Origin of the sequence: Methylobacterium ajmalii (assembly GCF_036448855.1) — a bacterium.
GTDB lineage: Bacteria > Pseudomonadota > Alphaproteobacteria > Rhizobiales > Beijerinckiaceae > Methylobacterium > Methylobacterium ajmalii.
The window spans coordinates 73,356-90,821 of sequence record NZ_JAZFXT010000066.1 but is presented as its reverse complement, the minus strand read 5'-3'; the positions used below and the strand labels follow the sequence as shown (position 1 = coordinate 90,821).

Here is a 17,466-nt window from a genome sequence, read left to right as displayed (position 1 = left end):
GTTACGGCTGGGATCTGTTCCAAGTCTATGATTTTACGGCGTTCTCCGACGAAGCGGGATCCGCCGCGTCGGAGAACGCTCGCTCCGATCACCGTCAGGCGGCAAGACGACGGCTGTGGGTTCCTGGGGCATGCCGGCGCGATCCCGGCCGGACGGGATGCCCCGATCCGGCCCGAACTGCCGTCCCGCTACTGCGCCGTCCAGCCGCCGTCCACCGGCAGGTTGGCGCCGGTGATCTGGCTCGCGGCATCGGTGCACAGGAAGGCGGCCAGCGCCCCGACCTGCTCGACGGTGACGAATTCCTTGGTCGGCTGGGCCTTCAGCAGCACCTCGTCGATGACCTGGTCCTTGGTCAGGCCGCGGGCCTTCATGGTGTCGGGGATCTGGGCCTCGACCAGCGGCGTCCAGACGTAGCCGGGGGAGATGCAGTTGACGGTGATCTTGTGGGTGGCGAGCTCCAGCGCCGCGGTCTTGGTCAGGCCGGCGATGCCGTGCTTGGCCGCCACGTAGGCCGACTTGTAGGGCGAGGCGACGAGGGAATGCGCCGACGCGGTGTTGATGATCCGGCCCCAGCCCTTCTTCTTCATGCCGGGGATCGCCGCCCGCATGGTGTGGAAGGCCGAGGACAGGTTGATCGCGATGATCTGGTCCCACTTCTCGAGCGGGAACTCGTCGATCGCCGAGACGAACTGGATGCCGGCATTGTTGACCAGGATGTCGACCGCGCCGAAGGCCTGCTCGGCCTGCGCCACCATCGCGGCGATCTCCTCGGGCTTGGTCATGTCGGCGCCCGAGTAATGCGCCTTCACGCCGAACTCGGATTCGATGCCCGAGCGCGCCGCCTCGATGGCGTCCGGCTTGCCGAAGCCGTTGAGCACCACGTTGGCGCCGGCCCCGGCCAGCGCCTTCGCGATGGCGAGGCCGATGCCGCTGGTCGAGCCGGTGACGAGGGCGGTCTTGGATTGCAGCGACATGGGACACTCTCCGGGGATCGGGGGCTTTCGGGGTGAACGGTCTCATACGCTTTCCGATTGATCGCTTCGCGATGCGGAAAGCGGCTTCGCTCAGGCGCCGCGCTGGCTGGTGATACGAGATCCGGAAGTCATCTTCCGGATCTCGTATCAGGCCAGGTAATCTTGCAGCACGTGGCCGTACGGCAGGGTGAAGTCGACGATCTGGTGGCGCGCCCGCACGATCCGGCGCACCGGCAGGTCGGCGACGCGGCAATTGACGTGGGGGATGAGGTGCAGCCGCGCGTCGCCCTCCCAGGCACCGTGGACCCGGATGTCCTGCAGCCGGTAGCCGACGAGCTGGGCCACCTTCACCCCGCCATCGACGTCCGGGATCAGCTTCAGGTTGACGTTGAGCTGGCCGATGCCCTCGCGGACCTTGTCGAGCTGGTCCTCCAGGCTGCGGTGCTTGTAGGTCATCGTGCCCATCGCCACCCGCTCGTCGTCGTAGTGCAGGGTGCCGGTCAGCGTGTCCTTCGTCACCTTGAGCCGTGGCACCCCGTACTTCTTCGGGAAGCCCCAGATCTCGCGGCCGGCGGTGATCGGCGGCTCGTCGTCGAGGTACATCTGGACCGAGTAGTTGCAGGGCTCGCCCTTGTAGCTCGCGACGATGGCCGAGCCGCTCTCCTCGTAATCGCCGAAGCCGGAGGAATCCGGCATCTTCATCCACTCGTAGAAGGCGAGGTTGCCGGGCGCCGGTTCCAGCGGCTCGGGGAGCGCGGCGCGCAAAGCCTCAGGGTCGGTCTCGTAGGTGATGATGAGGTATTCGCGCCGCATGAACCGATAGGGCCCGTGCGGGTAGCTCGGGCTGAAGGCCGGCATCGAGGGGGCCTTCAGGATCTCGTCGCGGGTCATGCGGCGTCCCTTCCTCCAAAAGCTCAGTCCCGCGCGTCGCGGGTGAGGTCGAACACGGTCACGCCCTGGTCGGGCCGGCAGCGCTCGATCCAGCGCCGGTGGCGCAGCGAGCGGCGCATGTCGTGGCGCCCGGCCTTCCAGTGCTCCAGCATGGTGGCGCGCGAGAACTCGTAGTCCTTGGCGTCGCTCTCGTAGTTCTTGGCGCGGTAGATCAGCTGCAGGATCGTCACCGCGTTCTGGTGGCTGACCTCGGCGAGGAACGCGACGTCCGGATCCTGGCGCAGCTCCGGCGGCAGCTTGTCGAACAGGCGCCGGAACGCGGTCTTGGCGCGGTGGATCTCGATCTGGTCGTCGGTGTTGAGGCGGGTGCGGCTCGAGAAGCGGATGTCCTTCTCGCGCTCGGCCGTCTCCGCCAGGGTGCGGGGCACCGGCCCGCGGGCGCTGAACAGGTCGACCTGGAACACCGCGAGGTCGCGCGCCCGCTCCTCGTCGAGCACGTATTGCAGCGGCGTGTTCGAGACGATGCCGCCGTCCCAGTACGGCTCGCCGTCGATCTCGACCGGCGGGAAGCCCGGCGGCAGCGCGCCCGAGGCCATGACGTGCTCGGGCCCGATCCGGTCACGGTGGTTGTCGAAATAGACGAAGTTGCCGGTGCGGACGTTGACCGCGCCGACGCTGAGCCGGGTCTCGCGCCGGTTGATCCGGTCGAAGTCGATCAGCTCCTCGAGCGTCTGCCGCAGGGGGGCGGTGTCGTAGTAGCTCAGCGCCTGGGGGGCGCCCGGCGGGTAGAGCGCGGCGGGCGGCCAGCGCGGCGCGAAGAAGCCCGGCACGCCCACCGCCGCCCCGAAGGCGGCGCTCCAAGCGTTGAACACCTCCCGGGCCTGCTCGCCGGGAAACCACGGCGAGACGGTGATGCCGGACGACACCTTGTCCCAGAACGCCCGCAGCCGCTCGACGCGCCGCTCCGGCGGGTTACCGGCGATCAGCGCGGCGTTGATCGCCCCGATCGAGATGCCGGCGACCCATTCGGGCGAGAGCGCCGCCTCCTGCATCGCCTCGGCGATGCCGGCCTGGTAGGCGCCGAGCGCCCCGCCGCCCTGGAGCACCAGCACCCGGCACTCGTCGCGTTCCGCCCGCTCCGGCTCGTCCATGGCGTCTCCAGGGGACCTTCGGCAGGGGGACCTTCGGCCACGGGGGCAGCCGCGTCCGTCCCGGCCGTAAGATGATGGTGCAGTGCCGCAAGACAAGGCTTCGAGACAAGCCTTGCCGTGCGCGCCCGCCGCCTTTTCGCGCCGCGGCAGGGCGCTGCCTCGGCCGCGGCCTCGCGGGTTGACATGCGCCGGCCCCTCCGCCAACCCTCCGCGCCGCCCGGCCCGGACGTCAGGACCGGGCCGGCCGCCGTGCCAAAGACCCCGCGCCTCGCGCAAAAAGCCACCGCGATGCGGCCCGACACAACACAGGTCCCGATGCGCTCCTACCTCGACTTCGAAAAGCCCGTCGCCGAGCTCGAGGCGAAGCTCGAGGAATTGCGGGCGCTGGGCGACCGCGACGGTGCGGTGGCGATCAGCGAGGACGTGACCCGGCTCGAGGCCAAGGCCGCCGCGGCCCTGGCCGAGCTCTATGCCGGTCTCACCCCCTGGCAGAAGACGCAGGTCGCCCGCCATCCGCAGCGGCCCCACTTCGTCGATTACTGCGCGGGCCTGATCGAGGAATTCCAGCCGCTGGCCGGCGACCGGGTGTTCGGCGAGGACGAGGCGGTGGTCGGCGGCTTCGGCCGCTTCCGCGGCCGGCCGGTCTGCGTCATCGGCCAGGAGAAGGGCGCCAACACCGAGGCGCGCATCCGGCACAATTTCGGCATGGCCAAGCCCGAGGGCTACCGCAAGGCGGTGCGCCTGATGGGGCTCGCCGGCCGCTTCGGCCTGCCGGTGCTCACCTTCGTCGACACTGCCGGCGCCTATCCGGGCATCGAGGCCGAGGAGCGCGGCCAGGCCGAGGCCATCGCCCGCTCGACGGAGGCCTGCCTCGGCCTGCCGACCCCGAACGTCACCGTGGTGATCGGCGAGGGCGGCTCGGGCGGGGCCATCGCGCTCGCCACCGCCAACACCGTGCTGATGCTCGAGCACTCGATCTACAGCGTGATCTCGCCGGAGGGCGCCGCCTCGATCCTGTGGCGCGACGCCGGCCGGGCCCAGGACGCCGCGACCGCGATGAAGATCACCGCCCAGGACCTCCTGCGCCTCGGCGTCATCGACGCGATCGTGCCCGAGCCGACCGGCGGCGCCCACCGCGACGGCCAGGCGGCCATCCGGGCGACCGGCGATGCGATCGCGGGCGCGCTCGAGCCGCTCGCGTCCCTCGACGCCGACACCCTGCGGGACAAGCGGGCCCAGAAGTTTCTGGAGATCGGGCGCAGCCTGTAGCGCCGGCGCTCCCCTCGCCACATATCCCTCGTCCCGTATCCCCGCGATCCACAGCTCCGCACAACCGGCGCGTGCCAGACACGTCCCGGCCTTGGTTTTGCCGAAGACCCGGCCGATGTCTTCGCGGGTGAACCCCTGCCGTCATGCGCCGGCGTCTTGCCCGACGCGCCTGTTGAGCGAATCCGCGCAATCTTAACCGTTCTTGCGGTAAGAGGCGGGTAAGTTTAACGAAGCTATGGGGTTGGGGAGAACGGTCCCCGGCGTCAGGGTGCCGGGGTCTGGAGCGGGAAGGCGGGGTTGTCCCATGGTGCGTCTGGCGAGACGTCTGGCGATGCGTCCGGTACTGGCGGCGAGCGCGTTGGCCGTCGCCCTGTCCCTCGGGGCGTGCCAGGATGCCGGGTTCTCCGCCGCAGGCTCCGCCCGCGCCCGTGAGCCGATCCCGCAGAAGACCGTCGCCCTGATGACGGCCAAGAACATGTCGCCCCGCGACCCGATCCTGATCCGCGCCTTCAAGAAGGAATCGGAGATGGAGGTCTGGAAGCGCGGGCCCGACGGGCAGTACGCGCTCCTCAAGACCTACCCGATCTGCCGCTGGTCGGGCCAACTCGGGCCGAAGGTGCGGGAGGGCGACCGCCAGGCGCCGGAAGGGTTCTATCCCATCGCCATGGGGCAGATGAACCCGAACTCGTCCTACTACCTGTCGTTCGACACCGGCTACCCGAACGCCTTCGACCGGGCCAACGGCCGCACCGGCAGCTACCTGATGGTGCACGGCACCTGCTCGTCGGCCGGCTGCTTCGCCATGACCGACGAGGCGATCGCCGAGATCTACGCCATCGCCCGCGAGGCCTTCGCGGGCGGGCAGCGGGCGTTCCAGTTCCAGTCCTATCCGTTCCGGATGACGGCGCAGAACCTCGCCAAGTTCCGCAACGACCCGAATATCGGCTTCTGGAGGAACCTGAAGGAGGGCTCGGACTACTTCGAGGCCCTGCACGAGGAGCCGCGGGTCGGGGTGTGCGGCACCCGCTACGTCTTCGGCGGCCAGGACGCCGCGGCCGGCGCCTGCAGCCCGAAGGTCGATCCGGTCGTCGTCGCCAAGCGCCAGAAGGACGAGGTCGAGGTGGCCGAGCTCGTCGCCAAGGGCACGGCGGCGACCCGCCTCGTCTACCAGGACGGCGGCCAGCACCCGTATTTCCGCGAGACCGCGCCGAGCACCCAGCTCTTCGCCGAGCAGGCGCAGCCGCGGCCCAACATGGGCACCATCAGCCGGCCCGAGGCCTTGGCGGCCGCGCCGGAAGAGATCTCGATCGAGCCGAAGGTGAAGCCCGTCTTGCTCGCCAAGATCGACGCCAAGCACGAGAAGGGTAAGCCCGGGGCGGTGAAGCCGACCGCGCTCGCCTTCGCGGCCCCGGTGACCAATCCGGCCCCGATCCCGACCCGCGAGGCGGCCGAGGCCGCGGCGGCTCCATCGGCGCCGGCGGGCCCGATCACCGTGGCGAGCGCCGACGGCGATCCCGCCGCCTACCGCAAGCTCCTCGGCAACCTGTTCGGCGGCGCGCCCGCGGCGCCCCCGGTCGCGCCGGCCGCCCTGCCGGCGGCGGAGACCACGCCGGTCGCGGCGATCTCGCCGGCCGCGCCCCTGCCCAGGAAGGTGAACGCCCACCTCCACACCGCTCCGACCGCCCATCCGGCGGCGGCGAACGCCAAGGCCGACGTGAAGGTCGAGGGCCTCAATCCGGCGGGCGCCAAGAAGGCCGAGGGCAAGTCGACCGAGGGCAAGTCGACCGAGAGCAAGCCGGCGGCCAAATCCGGCGAGGTCAAATCGGGTGAAGCGAAGCCGGCCGAGAAGGCGTCGGAGACCGGCAAGCGTACCGAAGGCCACGGTCGCAACCGCGTCGCCGCCTCGCAGCCGGGGAATTGAGGGCGGCTCCCGGGTCGCTCGCCCTAGCCCGACGCCTCGACGTGATCCCGGGGCCGCGAGAGCGGAGCCCGGGATGGACCCCCGTGGCGGGCCGGGCGGCCTGCCCGGGTGCGGTGGCGGCTACTCCGCCGCCCGCGGCCCGAGCGACAGCACCAGCGCACCGGCCAGAGTCGAGAGCACCGAGCCGACGATGACCCCGAGCTTGGTCCCGGTGTCGAATTCCGGCGCATTCGCGAAGGCGAGGCCGCCGATGAACAGGCTCATGGTGAAGCCGATGCCGCACAGCAGCGCCACGCCGTAGACGTGGCGCCAGGAGGCGCCGGCGGGCCTCGAGGCCAGCCCGGTGCGCACCGCGAGCCAGACGCCGCCGAGCACCCCGACCTGCTTGCCAACAAACAGTCCCGCCGCGACCCCCAGGGTGACCGGGGCGAGCAAGGCCCCCGGCGTCAGCCCGGCGAGCGACACGCCGGCATTGGCGAAACCGAAGACCGGCAGGATCGCGTAGGCGACCCAGGGCTGGAGCGCGTGTTCGAGGGCGTGGAGCGGCGACTCGCGGTCGTCCGGCCGGGGCCGGGGCTCGCCCGCAGCGGAATCGCCAGCGCCAGGACGACGCCCGCCACGGTGGCGTGCAGCCCCGAGCGCAGCACCAAGAGCCACAGGACGGCGCCGAGGATCAGGTAGGGCCCGAGCCGGCGAAGCCCGACGCGGTTGAGCGAGAACAGCATCGCCGTGACGGCGCCGGCCAGCGCCAGCATCGGCGCCGACACATCGGCGGTGTAGAACAGGGCGATGATCACCACCGCGCCGAGGTCGTCCAGGATGGCGAGCGCGGTGAGGAAGATCTTGAGCGAGACCGGGGCCCGGGAGCCGAGCAGGCCCAGCACGCCGAGCGCGAAGGCGATGTCGGTCGCCGCGGGGATCGCCCAGCCGCGCAGGGTCTCGGGCGACGACGCATTGAGCGCGGCATAGACGAGGGCCGGCACCGCCATGCCGCCGAGCGCCGCGATGCCCGGCAGGGCCCGGTCGGGCCAGGTGCGCAGGGCCCCGTCGAGGATCTCGCGCTTGATCTCGAGCCCGACGAGCAGGAAGAACACGGCCATCAGGCCGTCGTTGATCCAGTGCAGCAGGCTCAGGGGCCCGATCGTCGCGTGGAGCGCGTGGGCATAGGCCTCGCCAAAGGGCCCGTTGGCGACGACGAGCGCCAGCACCGCACTCGCCATCAGGACGAGCCCGCCGCCCGCGCCGCTGACCGGCTGGCCGCGCAGGGCCGAGAGCGGGCGCGGCGGGCGCCGGGGGGAGGGGGAGGGCTGCATGGCGCCCGGGTGCCAGGAAAGGCGCCCGGGATCAACGCGCGTAAGACACAACTCGGCGGACGTCACCCCCGCCCGAGCGCCGCCCGGATCAGCCTTAGGGCGTCCGCGCTCGCCCATTCCGCCGGGCCTTTCATCACGCCGATCTCGCAGCCGTCGGGGTCGATCAGGAAGGTGGTGGGCAGGCCCACCACGTCGCCGCCCTGCTGCAGCACCGGCAGCGCCCGCCCGCCCGGATCGGAGTAGTAGGCGAGCCGCGCGATGCCGTTCTCCTTCATCCAGAGCGGCGGCCGCTCGGGGTTGCGGGTGTCGAGGTTGAGCGCCACCACCTCGAAATCCTGGCCCCCGAGTTCACCCTGGAGCCGGTCGAGGGCCGGCATCTCCGCCTTGCAGGGCGCGCACCAGGTCGCCCACAGGTTCAGGAGCACCGTGCGGCCCTTCAGGTCGGCGAGGGTCCTCGGTTGCCCGTCCGGGCCGGTGAAGGCGAGGGCGGGCGCGGCCTTCGGGCTCGCGGCGACCTGGAGCGCCGCGACCTCGCCGCGGGCGAGCGGCGCGACCCGGGCGGCCGTGGCCTTGGCGAGCGGGCAGGCGCCGCCGTTGCCCCCGCCCGCAACCCCGTATAGGGCAGCCCCGAGGCCGAGGAGTGCCGCGAGCCCCCCCGCGACCAGGGCGAGGCGGGCTTTTCGCGGTGATGCGAGACGAGGTGAGGACATGAGCAACCGGATGTGGGGCGGGCGCTTCGCGAGCGGCCCCGCCGAGATCATGGAGGAGATCAACGCCTCCATCGGCTTCGACAAGCGCCTCGCCCCCCAGGACATCCGGGGCTCGCTCGCCCACGTCGCGATGCTGGGCAAGGCGGGGATCCTGCCGGCCGAGGATGTGGCGAAGATCGAGGCCGGTCTCAAGTCCGTCCAGTCCGAGATCGAGGCCGGAACCTTCGAGTTCCGCCGCGAGCTCGAGGACATCCACATGAGCGTGGAGAGCCGGTTGCGCGAGATCGTCGGCCCGACGGCCGGGCGCCTCCACACCGCGCGCTCGCGCAACGACCAGGTCGCCACCGACATGAAGTTGTGGGTGCGCGACACCCTCGACGCCCTCGACGGCCAAGCCGCCGACCTGCAGCAGGCGATGGCCGAGCTGGCGCTCAAGCACGCCGGCACGGTGATGCCGGGCTTCACCCACCTGCAATCGGCCCAGCCCGTCACCTTCGGCCACCATCTCCTCGCCTACGTCGAGATGCTCAACCGCGACCGCGGCCGGTTCCGCGACGCCCGCGCCCGCCTCAACGAGTGCCCACTCGGCGCGGCCGCGCTCGCCGGCACCTCGTTCCCGATCGACCGTCACGCCACGGCGGCGAGCCTCGGCTTCGACCGGCCGACGGCGAACTCGCTCGATTCGGTGGCCGACCGCGACTTCGCCCTCGAGGCCCTCTCGGCGGCGGCGATCGCGGCGGTGCACCTGTCGCGGTTCGCCGAGGAGATCGTGGTCTGGACCTCGGCCCAGTTCGGCTTCGTCAAGCTGTCGGACCGGTTCACCACCGGCTCCTCGATCATGCCGCAGAAGCGCAACCCCGACGCCGCCGAGCTGGTGCGGGCGAAGTCGGGCCGGGTCATCGGCGCCCTGTCGGGCCTGCTCATCGTCATGAAGGGCCTGCCGCTCGCCTACTCGAAGGACATGCAGGAGGACAAGGAGGGCACCTTCGACGCGCTCCAGACCCTCTCGCTGTGCCTCGCCGCCATGGCGGGCATGGTCCGCGACCTGGAGCCGGTGCCGGACGTCCTGAAGGTGGCGGCCGGCTCCGGCTACGCCACCGCCACGGATCTCGCCGACTGGCTGGTGCGCGAGCTCGGGCTTCCCTTCCGCGATGCCCACCACGTTACGGGCCGCCTCGTCGGCGAGGCCTCGTCCCGCGGCATCGGCCTCGAGGCGCTGCCGCTCGCGGTGATGCAGGCCGAGGAGCCGCGCATCTCCGAGGCCGTCTTCGCGGTGCTCGGCGTCGAGAACTCGGTCGCGAGCCGCACCAGCTACGGCGGCACCGCGCCGGACAACGTGCGGGCGCAGGCCGAGGGCTGGCTCAAGCGCCTGGCCGGCGAGACGGCCTGAGCGGTTGCGTCCATCTCTCCTATCCGCACACCTCAAGATGAGGTCGTGGGTGGGAGGGCACAGGTGCGTGTGTTAGTCCCTGCCTCGAACAAGCTCGACCCATCACGGGAGGACCCACCATGGATCTCGGCCTCAAGGGCAAGCGCGCCCTCGTCCTGTCGTCCAGCCGCGGCCTCGGCCGCGGCATCGCCGAGGCCCTGGCGGCCGAGGGCGCGGACGTGCTGCTCACCGCCCGCACCGCCGAGCGCCTGGACGAGGCGGTGGCGGCGATCAACGCCCGCGGCCAGGGCCGCGCCCACGCCTTCGCGGGTCCCCTGAAGGACAACGTCGAGGCGATCCATGCGGCCGCGCAGGAGCATCTCGGCGGGGTCGACATCCTGATCGCCAATACCGGCGGTCCGCCGGCCGGCACCGCCCTCACCGTGCAGCCCGAGGCCTGGACGCCGCAATTCGAGGCGATGGTGACCCCGGTCTTCCGCCTCGCCGGGCTCGTCCTGCCGGGCATGCGCCAGTCCGGCTTCGGCCGCATCGTCGTGGTGGCCTCGAGCGGCGTCGAGCAGCCGATCCCCAACCTCGTGATGTCGAACGCGCTGCGCGCCTCGATCGCCGGCTGGGCCAAGACCCTGTCGGCCGAGGTCGCGGCCGACGGCGTCACCGTCAACATGATCCTGCCCGGCCGCATCGAGACCGACCGCACCGGCGAACTGGATACTGCCAACGCCAAGGCGCAGGGCAAGTCGCGCGACGAGATCGCCGAGGCCGCCCGCGCGGCGATTCCCGCCAAGCGCTACGGCCGTGTCCAGGAATTCGCCGACGTGGCGTGCTTCCTGGCCTCGGAGCGCGCGTCCTACGTCACCGGCAGCATGATCCGGGTCGACGGCGGAGCCGTGCGGTCGATCTGAGGGATCGCCCGCGGCGGGACGATCGTTCGTCCCGCCCGCCCCGAACCCTGTCGCGCCTCGCTTCGGTGCGCGTCGCTCCGGTCGTGCGGGAACGGGTGGCGACCCAAGAAAAAGGGCGGTCCTTCGGGACCGCCCTTTCTTCATCTGCGAACCGGTTGTCGGTTCACTGCCGCTTGCCCCAGCGCACGCCCGGCGCCGGCCCGGCGCCCGCGGCCAGCTGGCCGATCGCCGGGCCGCTCGCGTCGCCCGGGTGGTGCTGCGAGCCCGGGCCCATCGGCTCGGGGGCGATCAGGTCCGGGGTCGCGGCCATCTCGGGGGTGCCGCGGCCGGTGGCGAACTGGCCGGCCTTGCGGAAGCGCCAGAGATAGCCCGGCACCACCGCCTCGATCGCGGTCGGGGCGATGCCGATCCCCTCGATCGTGCGGCCGTCCGCCTTGGCGGCCTCGGACACGACGTTGTCGCTCTGGAGCAGGGTGACCTGGTCGCGGGTGAGCTTCAGGGTGTCGGGCAGGAGGCCGAGCGTCGCGGTGTCGACGAGCTCCATCACCCGGGCCTGGAGGCGGGCGGCGGGGGCCGGCAGCGGCAGCACCACGCGGCTGCGCATCGTCACCTTGAGGGTGTACTCGACGAGCTGCTGCAGGGTCAGGATCTCCGGCCCGCCGAGCTCGTAGACCCGGCCGCCCCGGAGCCCGCCCTCGACCGCCCGGGCGATCGCCTCGGCGACGTCGCCGGCGAAGACCGGCTGCATCCGGGCCTCGGCGCCGGCGAGCGGCAGCACCGGCAGCATCCGGGCGAGGCCCGCGAAGCGGTTGAAGAAGCTGTCGCCCGGCCCGAACACGATCGAGGGCCGGAAGATCACGGCGTCGGGCCGCGCCTCGAGCACCCGGGCCTCGCCGATCGCCTTCGAGCGGGCATAGGCGGATGCGGACGCCTCGTCGGCGCCGAGGGCCGAGACGTGGATCATCGGCGCGCCGACCGCGGCGGCGGCCCGGGCGATCTCGGCGGCGCCGTCGGCCTGGAGGCGCTGGAAGCTCTGGCTGCCGCTCTCCTGCAGGATGCCGACGAGGTTGACCACGATGTCGGCGTGCTCGGTAGCGCGCACGATCGAGGCCGGATCGCGCAGGTTGGCCTGCACGCCGACGATCTGGCCGACGCGGCCGAGAGGCTGGAGGAACTGCGCGAGGTCGGGCCGGCGCACCGCCACCCGGATCCGGTAGCCGCGCTTGGCCAGCGCCCGCACGACGTGACGGCCGAGGAAACCCGATCCCCCGAACACGGTCACGAGCTGCGAGGCGGGCCGGGTGAGGCCGACGGTGTCGAAGCCGGTCATGGTCGTGGGGTCCTTCCGCGGGTCTTCATCGGGCCGAGGGTGCGGGGGCTCGTGCCGGCTCCTTAGTCGAGGGGCGAGGTCCTGTGAAGCTCCGCCGCCGTCGCGGGGGCCCGGAACCGGCCAGGGTGCGTCCCGTTCGCCGCGCGCGACCACCCCGGACCCGCGCCCCCGTCCGGCTCACGCCACCTTGCGGGGCACCATCCGCTCGCTGCTGAGCGCCTCCTGCGCCCCCGAGAGCCCGGCCTCGCCGTACTCGGCATCCTCGTTGACGTTCCACACGTCGTAGCGCCGCTCGCCCAGGATGATGTTTTGCGCCGTCAGCATGGCGGTCATCATCGCGTGGTCCTGGTTGTTGTACTTGTGCATCCCGTTGCGGCCGACGAGGTGGAGCGACGGGTAGCTGCCTTCGAGGTCCCGGCGGATCGTCGCGACGTGGGCCCGGTAGGCGTCGTCGTAGACCGGGTAGGCCTTGGGCTGGCGCACCACGCAGGCATCGACGACGCTCGACGGATCGACGAGGCCGATCTGGCCGATCTCGCGGCGGGCGAGCGCGATCAGCTCGGAATCCGGCGCGGTCCACAGCCCGTCGCCCTCGAAGCAGAAATATTCGAGGCCGAGGCAGGTATAGGCGTCGTCCGGCACCATCTCGGGCGACCAGGAGCGGAAGTTCTGCACCCGGCCGACCTTCACCGCCGGGTCGTGGACGTAGATCCAGTTGTCCGGGAAGCTGTCCTTGGCGCGCGCGATCAGCGCCACGGTGACGAAGTCGCGGTAGCGGAGGCTGCGCGCCTGGAAGGTGCTCAACGGGGCCGGGCGGATGGCGCCCACGAGCTCGCGGATCGGCGCCGAGGAGACGACGTTGCGGGCCGTGAAGGTCTCGCGGCTGCCGTCCTCGCGCCGGGCGCTCACGGTCCAGAGCTTGGTCGCGGCGTCGTACGACAGGCCGTCGACCCGCCGGTCGAGCAGGACCCGGCCGCCGTTCTTGCGGATCGCGGCCGCGGCGGCGTCCCACATCATGCCGGGGCCGCGGCGGGGGTAGCGGAACGACTCGATCAGGGTCTTGATGACGGTGCCGTCGCCGGAGGCGGCCGGCCGGTGCAGGCCGAGCGAGCGCTTGAGCCCGTCGCGGATCGCCGCGCCGAGGTCGAGCCCCTTGATGCGCTGCGCCGCCCAGTCGGCCGAGATGTCGTCGCAGGACATGCCCCACACCTTCTCGGTGTAGGTCTTGAAGAAGATCGAGAACAGCCGCTCGCCGAACTGGTTGCGGACCCACTCGTGGAAGCTCTTCGGCTCCTTGATCGGTCGGGCGCGGGCCCAGAGATAGGAGGCGACGCAAAGGCCGCTCTCGACGATGCCGAGGTTGCGCAGGGCCTCGAAGGCCTTGAGCGGATAGGCGTAGGTCTTGCCCTTGTAGTAGATCCGCGACAGGCGCGGCCGCTCGATGAAGTCGTCGGGCAGGATCTCGTTCCAGAGGTCGACCACCTCCTTCGCCTTCGAGAAGAAGCGGTGGCCGCCGATGTCGAACAGGTAGCCCTTGTACTCCACCGTGCGGCTGATGCCGCCGACCTGGGTCGCGTCGCGTTCCAGAACCACGACGTCGCGGCCGGCCTTGGCCAGCATGTAGCCGGTGGTCAGGCCCGCCGGTCCTCCGCCGATCACCAGCGTCTCGGTGTGAAGGCTCATCGCTCGGGCAACTCCGGGGGCCGGCACGGCCGCTACGCGTGAAGGCGGGTCTCGCTCTCCCCATGCTTTAGCGGCCGGATGGTAAAGAACCGCTCAACCGCACCCGCTAACCGGAGGGTAAGGCCGGCATGCGACCCCGGTCCGACCGGATGTCCGAGGCTCGTCAAGGATCCCGCCATGCTCGCCGCCCCGCTGACCCAGGCCCGGCCCGGACCGGAGGCGGCCGAGCGCTCGCCCTTCGAGCGTCCGGCGGTGGTGTGGCTCATCGTGGCGGCGAGCGTCGCCGGGATCCTGTCCTGGCCCGATCTCGTGGCGGTCCTGCGCGAGCTGCGCCTGCCCGACACCGACGACGCGATGCGGCTGGTGCAGGTGCGCGACCTTCTCGCCGGCCAGGGCTGGTTCGATCTGTCCCAGCACCGCCATGCCGGCGCGCCGCCGATGCACTGGTCGCGCCTCGTCGACGCGCCGATCGCCGCCCTGATCCTGCTGGTCCGGCCCTTCGCCGGGCCGGCGGCCGACGGGATCGTCGCGGCCGCCTGGCCGCTCCTCCTGCTCGGGCTCTACGCCCTCATCCTCCATCGCGGGGTGGCGCGCGCCTTCGGCTGGCGCGCGGCGGCCTTCGCGCTGTTCGCCGCCGGGCAGGCGGTGTTCGTCACCGGCATGTTCGCGCCCGGGCGCATCGACCACCACAACGTCCAGATCTGCGCGGTCCTCGCGCTGGCACTGTGCCTCGCCCGGCCGGCCCCGACGGCGAGGGACGGCGCGGCGGCGGGGGCGCTCGCGGCGTTCTCGCTCGCGGTCGGGCTCGAGGCGCTGCCCTTCATCGCCGCCGCCGGGCTGCTGCTCGCCGGCCTGTGGTGGCGCGACGGGCGCGCGGCCCTGGCGCCGTTCCGCGGCTTCGGCCTCGGCCTCGGGCTCGTCGCCCCGGTCCTGTTCGCCGTCCAGACCGGTCCGGCCGCCTGGGCCGTCCCCGCCTGCGACGCTCTCTCCCCGCCCTGGCTCTGGCTCGCGGCGGCGGCGCTCGCCACGGCCTGCGGGGCCGCTCTCGTGCCCGGCGGGCGCCTCGCGCGGGCCGGGTTCCTCGCCGCCTGCGGGGCGATAGCGGTCGGCGGATTCGTCCTCATGTTCCCGGCCTGCGCCGCCGGGCCGTTCACCGGCATGCCGGCCCTTGTCCACGACGAGTGGCTGGTGAAGGTGCGCGAGATGCGGCCGGTCTGGCAGCTCGCCGTCCTGGCACCCGACGCGGTGCTCGCCGGCCACGTCCCGGTGCTGGTCGGCGCGCTCGTGGCGAGCCTGTGGGCCTGGCGCGACGGGGCACCGGCGCCGCGCCGCCTGATGGCGGTGGCGGCCGGGGCGCTCTGGCTCGGCGTGGCGCTCGGCGTGCCGCAGTTCCGGGGCCTCTACGTCGCCGGGGCCTTCGTGCCGCTGGTCGCCGGCCCGGTCCTCGACCGGGCGGTGGCGCTGCTGCGCGATTCCCGCGCATCCTCGCGCCGGCGCCTCGCCGCCATCGGGCTCGGGCTCGCGCTCTGCGGCAAGGTCTGGCTCCTCGTCGCCTCGGTGCCGCAGGCCTTCGGCAACACCGAGAAGGCTTTCGCGACCGAGCACGCCGCCTGGCAGGAATGCGGGGCCCGCCGGTCGATCGCCGCCCTCGACGCCCTGCCGCCGGGGGTGATCCTCGCCGAGATCGACCTCGGCCCCAGCCTCCTGCTGCACAGCCACCATTCCGTCGTGGCGGCGCCGTATCACCGGGCGTTGCCCGGCCTCGTCGCCTCGCTCGAAGGGTTTCGCGATCTCGAGGCCCTGCCGCGCGTGGCCGCCCGTGCGGGCGCGGACTACATCGTGGCGTGCGCCCCGCCGGAGAAACCCGGCGAGACGCCGAGCGTCGCGGTCCGCCTCGGGCGCGGCGAGGTCTCCCCGCCCGGGCTGGAGCCGGTCCCGGTGCGGGATACGCCGTTGCGGGTCTGGCGCCTCCGGCCGGCGCCGTGAGGGAGCCCCCGAGCGGGGCACCTTCGTGGAGGGAGCGTTCGTGAAGGGAGCTTGGCGTCCGGCTGCGCTCGTCCTCGTCGCCCTCCTCCTCGCGGTCCTGGCCGCCGGGGGGCTGGCGGTCGCCCGCGGCGAGGAGCCCGGCGGCATCGAGGAGGTGTGGATCGCGCTGCTCGGACCGCCGGATCTCGGCCCGGTCGAGTTCGCGCGCCTCGCCCGCACGCCGTCCCGGTCCGACGCGCTCGCCTGCGCGCCCGACATCTGCCCCCGGGCGCAGGCCGACGCGGTGCCGCCGGACTTCGCCGTCCCGGGCGCGCGTCTGCGCGAGATCGTCGGGCGGGTCGCCGAGGACCAGCCCCGCACCGCCCTGGTCTTCACCGATCGCTGGGGCGAGCAGGACCGCTACGTCGCCCGCACGGCGTGGCTGCGATGCCCCGACACGATCGCGGTCGAGATCGTCGGCCGGGGGGAGGGCCGCGCCAGCCTCGCGCTCTACATCCGCAGCCAGGCCGGCTGCCCGGTCCTGGCGACGAGCCGCGCCCGGCTCGACGCCTGGCTCGCCGCGATCGCGGCGGCGGCCGGCCTCGAATCGACGAAGGGGTGATGACCCGGATGCCGCGCGCCGCCCACCAGCACCTGCCGCCGACCAGCGTCCCGCCGCTGGCGGACCTGCCCGCCTCGCCCGACGTGGCGGTGATCGGCGCGGGCGCCGCCGGCATCGGCGCGGCGCGGCGGCTTCGCGCGCTCGGCCTGTCGGTCGCGGTGCTGGAGGCCCGGCCGCGGCTCGGCGGGCGCACCGTTACCACCGCCTTGCGGGGCCATCCGGTCGATCTCGGCGCGCACTGGCTCCATGCCGGGCCGATCAACCCGCTGGTGGGCCTGGGTCTCGCCCGCGGCGAGCCCCTGCGCCGGGCCGCCCAGGAGAGCCACCTCTGGGTCGGGCGCCGGCCGGGCCGGCCGGCCGAGGAGGCCGCCTTCGGCCGCGCCTGGTCGGTCGCCGACCGGGCGATGACCGACGGCGCGCGCCTCCCCGGCGCGGACCGTCCGGCCGCCGCCGCCCTGCCGCCGGGCCTCGGGCCCTGGGGCAAGCGGGTCTCCCTGGTGCACGGCCTCGTCTCGGGCCGGCCGCTCTCCGAGATCAGCCTGCACGACTTCCCCAGCATGGAGTACGGCGACAACTTCTTCATCGCCGGCGGCTACGGCGCCTACCTCGCCCGCCTCGCCGCAGGGCTGCCGGTGGCGCTCGGGACCCCGGTGGCCGCCCTCGACTGGGCCGGGGAGGGGGTGAGCCTCGATCTCGGAGCCCGCGGCACCCTGCGGGCCCGGGCGGCGCTCGTCACCGCGCCCATGATGGTGCTGCAGGAGCCGGCCCCGGCCTTGCGGTTCGCCCCCGACCTGCCGGCGCCGGTGCGCGCGGCGATCGACGGGTTCGCCACCGGCATCTACGAGCACGTCGTGCTGCACTGGCCGTCCTCGCCGTTCCGCGGCCGCGACCGGCTGGCGAGCCTGATCGGCGGACGGCTCCAGCCGCCGGGCCTGCTGACGCGCGTCGACGGCACGCCGTTCCACTATTTCGAGCTCGACGTGCCGATGGCCGCGCGCCTCGACGCGGCCCGGTCCGGCGCCGACGGCGCGCGCCGGCTGGTGCGAGAGACCCTGGCCGAGCAGGTTGGCCGCGGGTCGTTGCGCGACCTCGCGGTGCCGGCGGTGACCGAGTGGCGTCACGATCCCTGGTCGCGCGGCTCCTGGGCGGTGGTGCCGCCGGGCCATACCGGCGCCCGCGACCTCCTCAAGGAAGCGGTGGGCGAGCGGATCTGGTTTGCCGGCGAGGCCCTGTCGCGCGAGCAATGGGGCACCGCGGGCGGCGCCTTCGCGGAGGGCGAGCGGGCGGCCGAGGCGATGGCCGCCACGCTCGGCCATTGAGCCACGTTGGTTTCCCGCGGCGGACC

13 protein-coding genes and 1 pseudogene are annotated in these 17,466 nt (G+C 72.8%); 7 read left to right on the top strand and 7 right to left on the bottom strand.

What is annotated here, in order from left to right; translation table 11 throughout:
* Positions 1–188: 188 nt before the first annotated feature.
* From V3T34_RS27340 to V3T34_RS27330, 3 genes are all read right to left on the bottom strand, one after another.
* Complete coding sequence (locus tag V3T34_RS27340; protein ID WP_305077325.1) at positions 189–974, bottom strand: 3-hydroxybutyrate dehydrogenase; 786 nt, start codon at positions 972–974, stop codon at positions 189–191.
* A gap of 147 nt (positions 975–1,121) precedes the next feature.
* Positions 1,122–1,865 carry an acetoacetate decarboxylase gene (locus V3T34_RS27335; protein WP_305077324.1) on the bottom strand — a complete coding sequence of 248 codons (744 nt, stop codon included), beginning with the start codon at positions 1,863–1,865 and terminating at the stop codon, positions 1,122–1,124.
* 23 nt (positions 1,866–1,888) lie between these two features.
* Positions 1,889–3,016 carry a patatin-like phospholipase family protein gene (locus tag V3T34_RS27330; protein ID WP_305077323.1) on the bottom strand — a complete coding sequence of 376 codons (1,128 nt, stop codon included), beginning with the start codon at positions 3,014–3,016 and terminating at the stop codon, positions 1,889–1,891.
* Between the two features lie 315 nt (positions 3,017–3,331).
* Between V3T34_RS27330 and V3T34_RS27325 the strand changes: the two genes are divergently transcribed.
* A complete protein-coding gene (locus V3T34_RS27325; protein WP_060848678.1) occupies positions 3,332–4,285 on the top strand; it encodes an acetyl-CoA carboxylase carboxyltransferase subunit alpha in 954 nt (317 codons plus the stop codon).
* Positions 4,286–4,589: 304 nt separating this feature from the next.
* Positions 4,590–6,206 carry a L,D-transpeptidase family protein gene (locus tag V3T34_RS27320; protein WP_407942787.1) on the top strand — a complete coding sequence of 539 codons (1,617 nt, stop codon included), beginning with the start codon at positions 4,590–4,592 and terminating at the stop codon, positions 6,204–6,206.
* Positions 6,207–6,326: 120 nt separating this feature from the next.
* Here V3T34_RS27320 and nhaA read toward each other — a convergent pair.
* Positions 6,327–7,519 (bottom strand): annotated as a pseudogene (gene nhaA / locus V3T34_RS27315) (Na+/H+ antiporter NhaA).
* Positions 7,520–7,581: 62 nt separating this feature from the next.
* Complete coding sequence (tlpA, locus tag V3T34_RS27310) at positions 7,582–8,229, bottom strand: thiol:disulfide interchange protein TlpA (protein ID WP_305077321.1); 648 nt, start codon at positions 8,227–8,229, stop codon at positions 7,582–7,584.
* On the opposite strand from tlpA, the gene argH reads away from it, so the two are divergent.
* Together argH and V3T34_RS27300 are read left to right on the top strand one after the other, a co-directional pair.
* The gene (gene argH, locus V3T34_RS27305; RefSeq protein ID WP_305077320.1) at positions 8,228–9,619 is read left to right on the top strand and encodes an argininosuccinate lyase; all 1,392 of its coding nucleotides are present in this window, start codon (positions 8,228–8,230) and stop codon (positions 9,617–9,619) included. The two genes, tlpA and argH, sit on opposite strands and share 2 nt — an antisense overlap.
* 119 nt (positions 9,620–9,738) lie before the next feature.
* The gene (locus tag V3T34_RS27300) at positions 9,739–10,521 is read left to right on the top strand and encodes an SDR family oxidoreductase (protein ID WP_305077319.1); all 783 of its coding nucleotides are present in this window, start codon (positions 9,739–9,741) and stop codon (positions 10,519–10,521) included.
* Between the two features lie 163 nt (positions 10,522–10,684).
* On the opposite strand, the gene V3T34_RS27295 is transcribed toward V3T34_RS27300, so the two are convergent.
* Complete coding sequence (locus V3T34_RS27295) at positions 10,685–11,851, bottom strand: complex I NDUFA9 subunit family protein (RefSeq protein WP_305077318.1); 1,167 nt, start codon at positions 11,849–11,851, stop codon at positions 10,685–10,687.
* Between the two features lie 177 nt (positions 11,852–12,028).
* Positions 12,029–13,534 carry an NAD(P)/FAD-dependent oxidoreductase gene (locus V3T34_RS27290; protein ID WP_305077317.1) on the bottom strand — a complete coding sequence of 502 codons (1,506 nt, stop codon included), beginning with the start codon at positions 13,532–13,534 and terminating at the stop codon, positions 12,029–12,031.
* Positions 13,535–13,711: 177 nt separating this feature from the next.
* Here V3T34_RS27290 and V3T34_RS27285 point away from each other — a divergent pair, with 177 nt between their 5' ends.
* The 3 genes from V3T34_RS27285 to V3T34_RS27275 are packed head-to-tail and all read left to right on the top strand — an operon-like array spanning position 13,712 to position 17,440.
* Positions 13,712–15,520, top strand: coding sequence for a hypothetical protein (locus V3T34_RS27285; RefSeq protein ID WP_305077316.1), 1,809 nt, complete (start codon positions 13,712–13,714; stop codon positions 15,518–15,520).
* 40 nt (positions 15,521–15,560) lie between these two features.
* Complete coding sequence (locus tag V3T34_RS27280) at positions 15,561–16,121, top strand: hypothetical protein (protein ID WP_305077315.1); 561 nt, start codon at positions 15,561–15,563, stop codon at positions 16,119–16,121.
* A gap of 8 nt (positions 16,122–16,129) precedes the next feature.
* Positions 16,130–17,440: a flavin monoamine oxidase family protein gene (locus V3T34_RS27275; protein ID WP_407942789.1), complete on the top strand. Its 1,311-nt coding sequence runs from the start codon at positions 16,130–16,132 to the stop codon at positions 17,438–17,440.
* Positions 17,441–17,466: the final 26 nt, after the last annotated feature.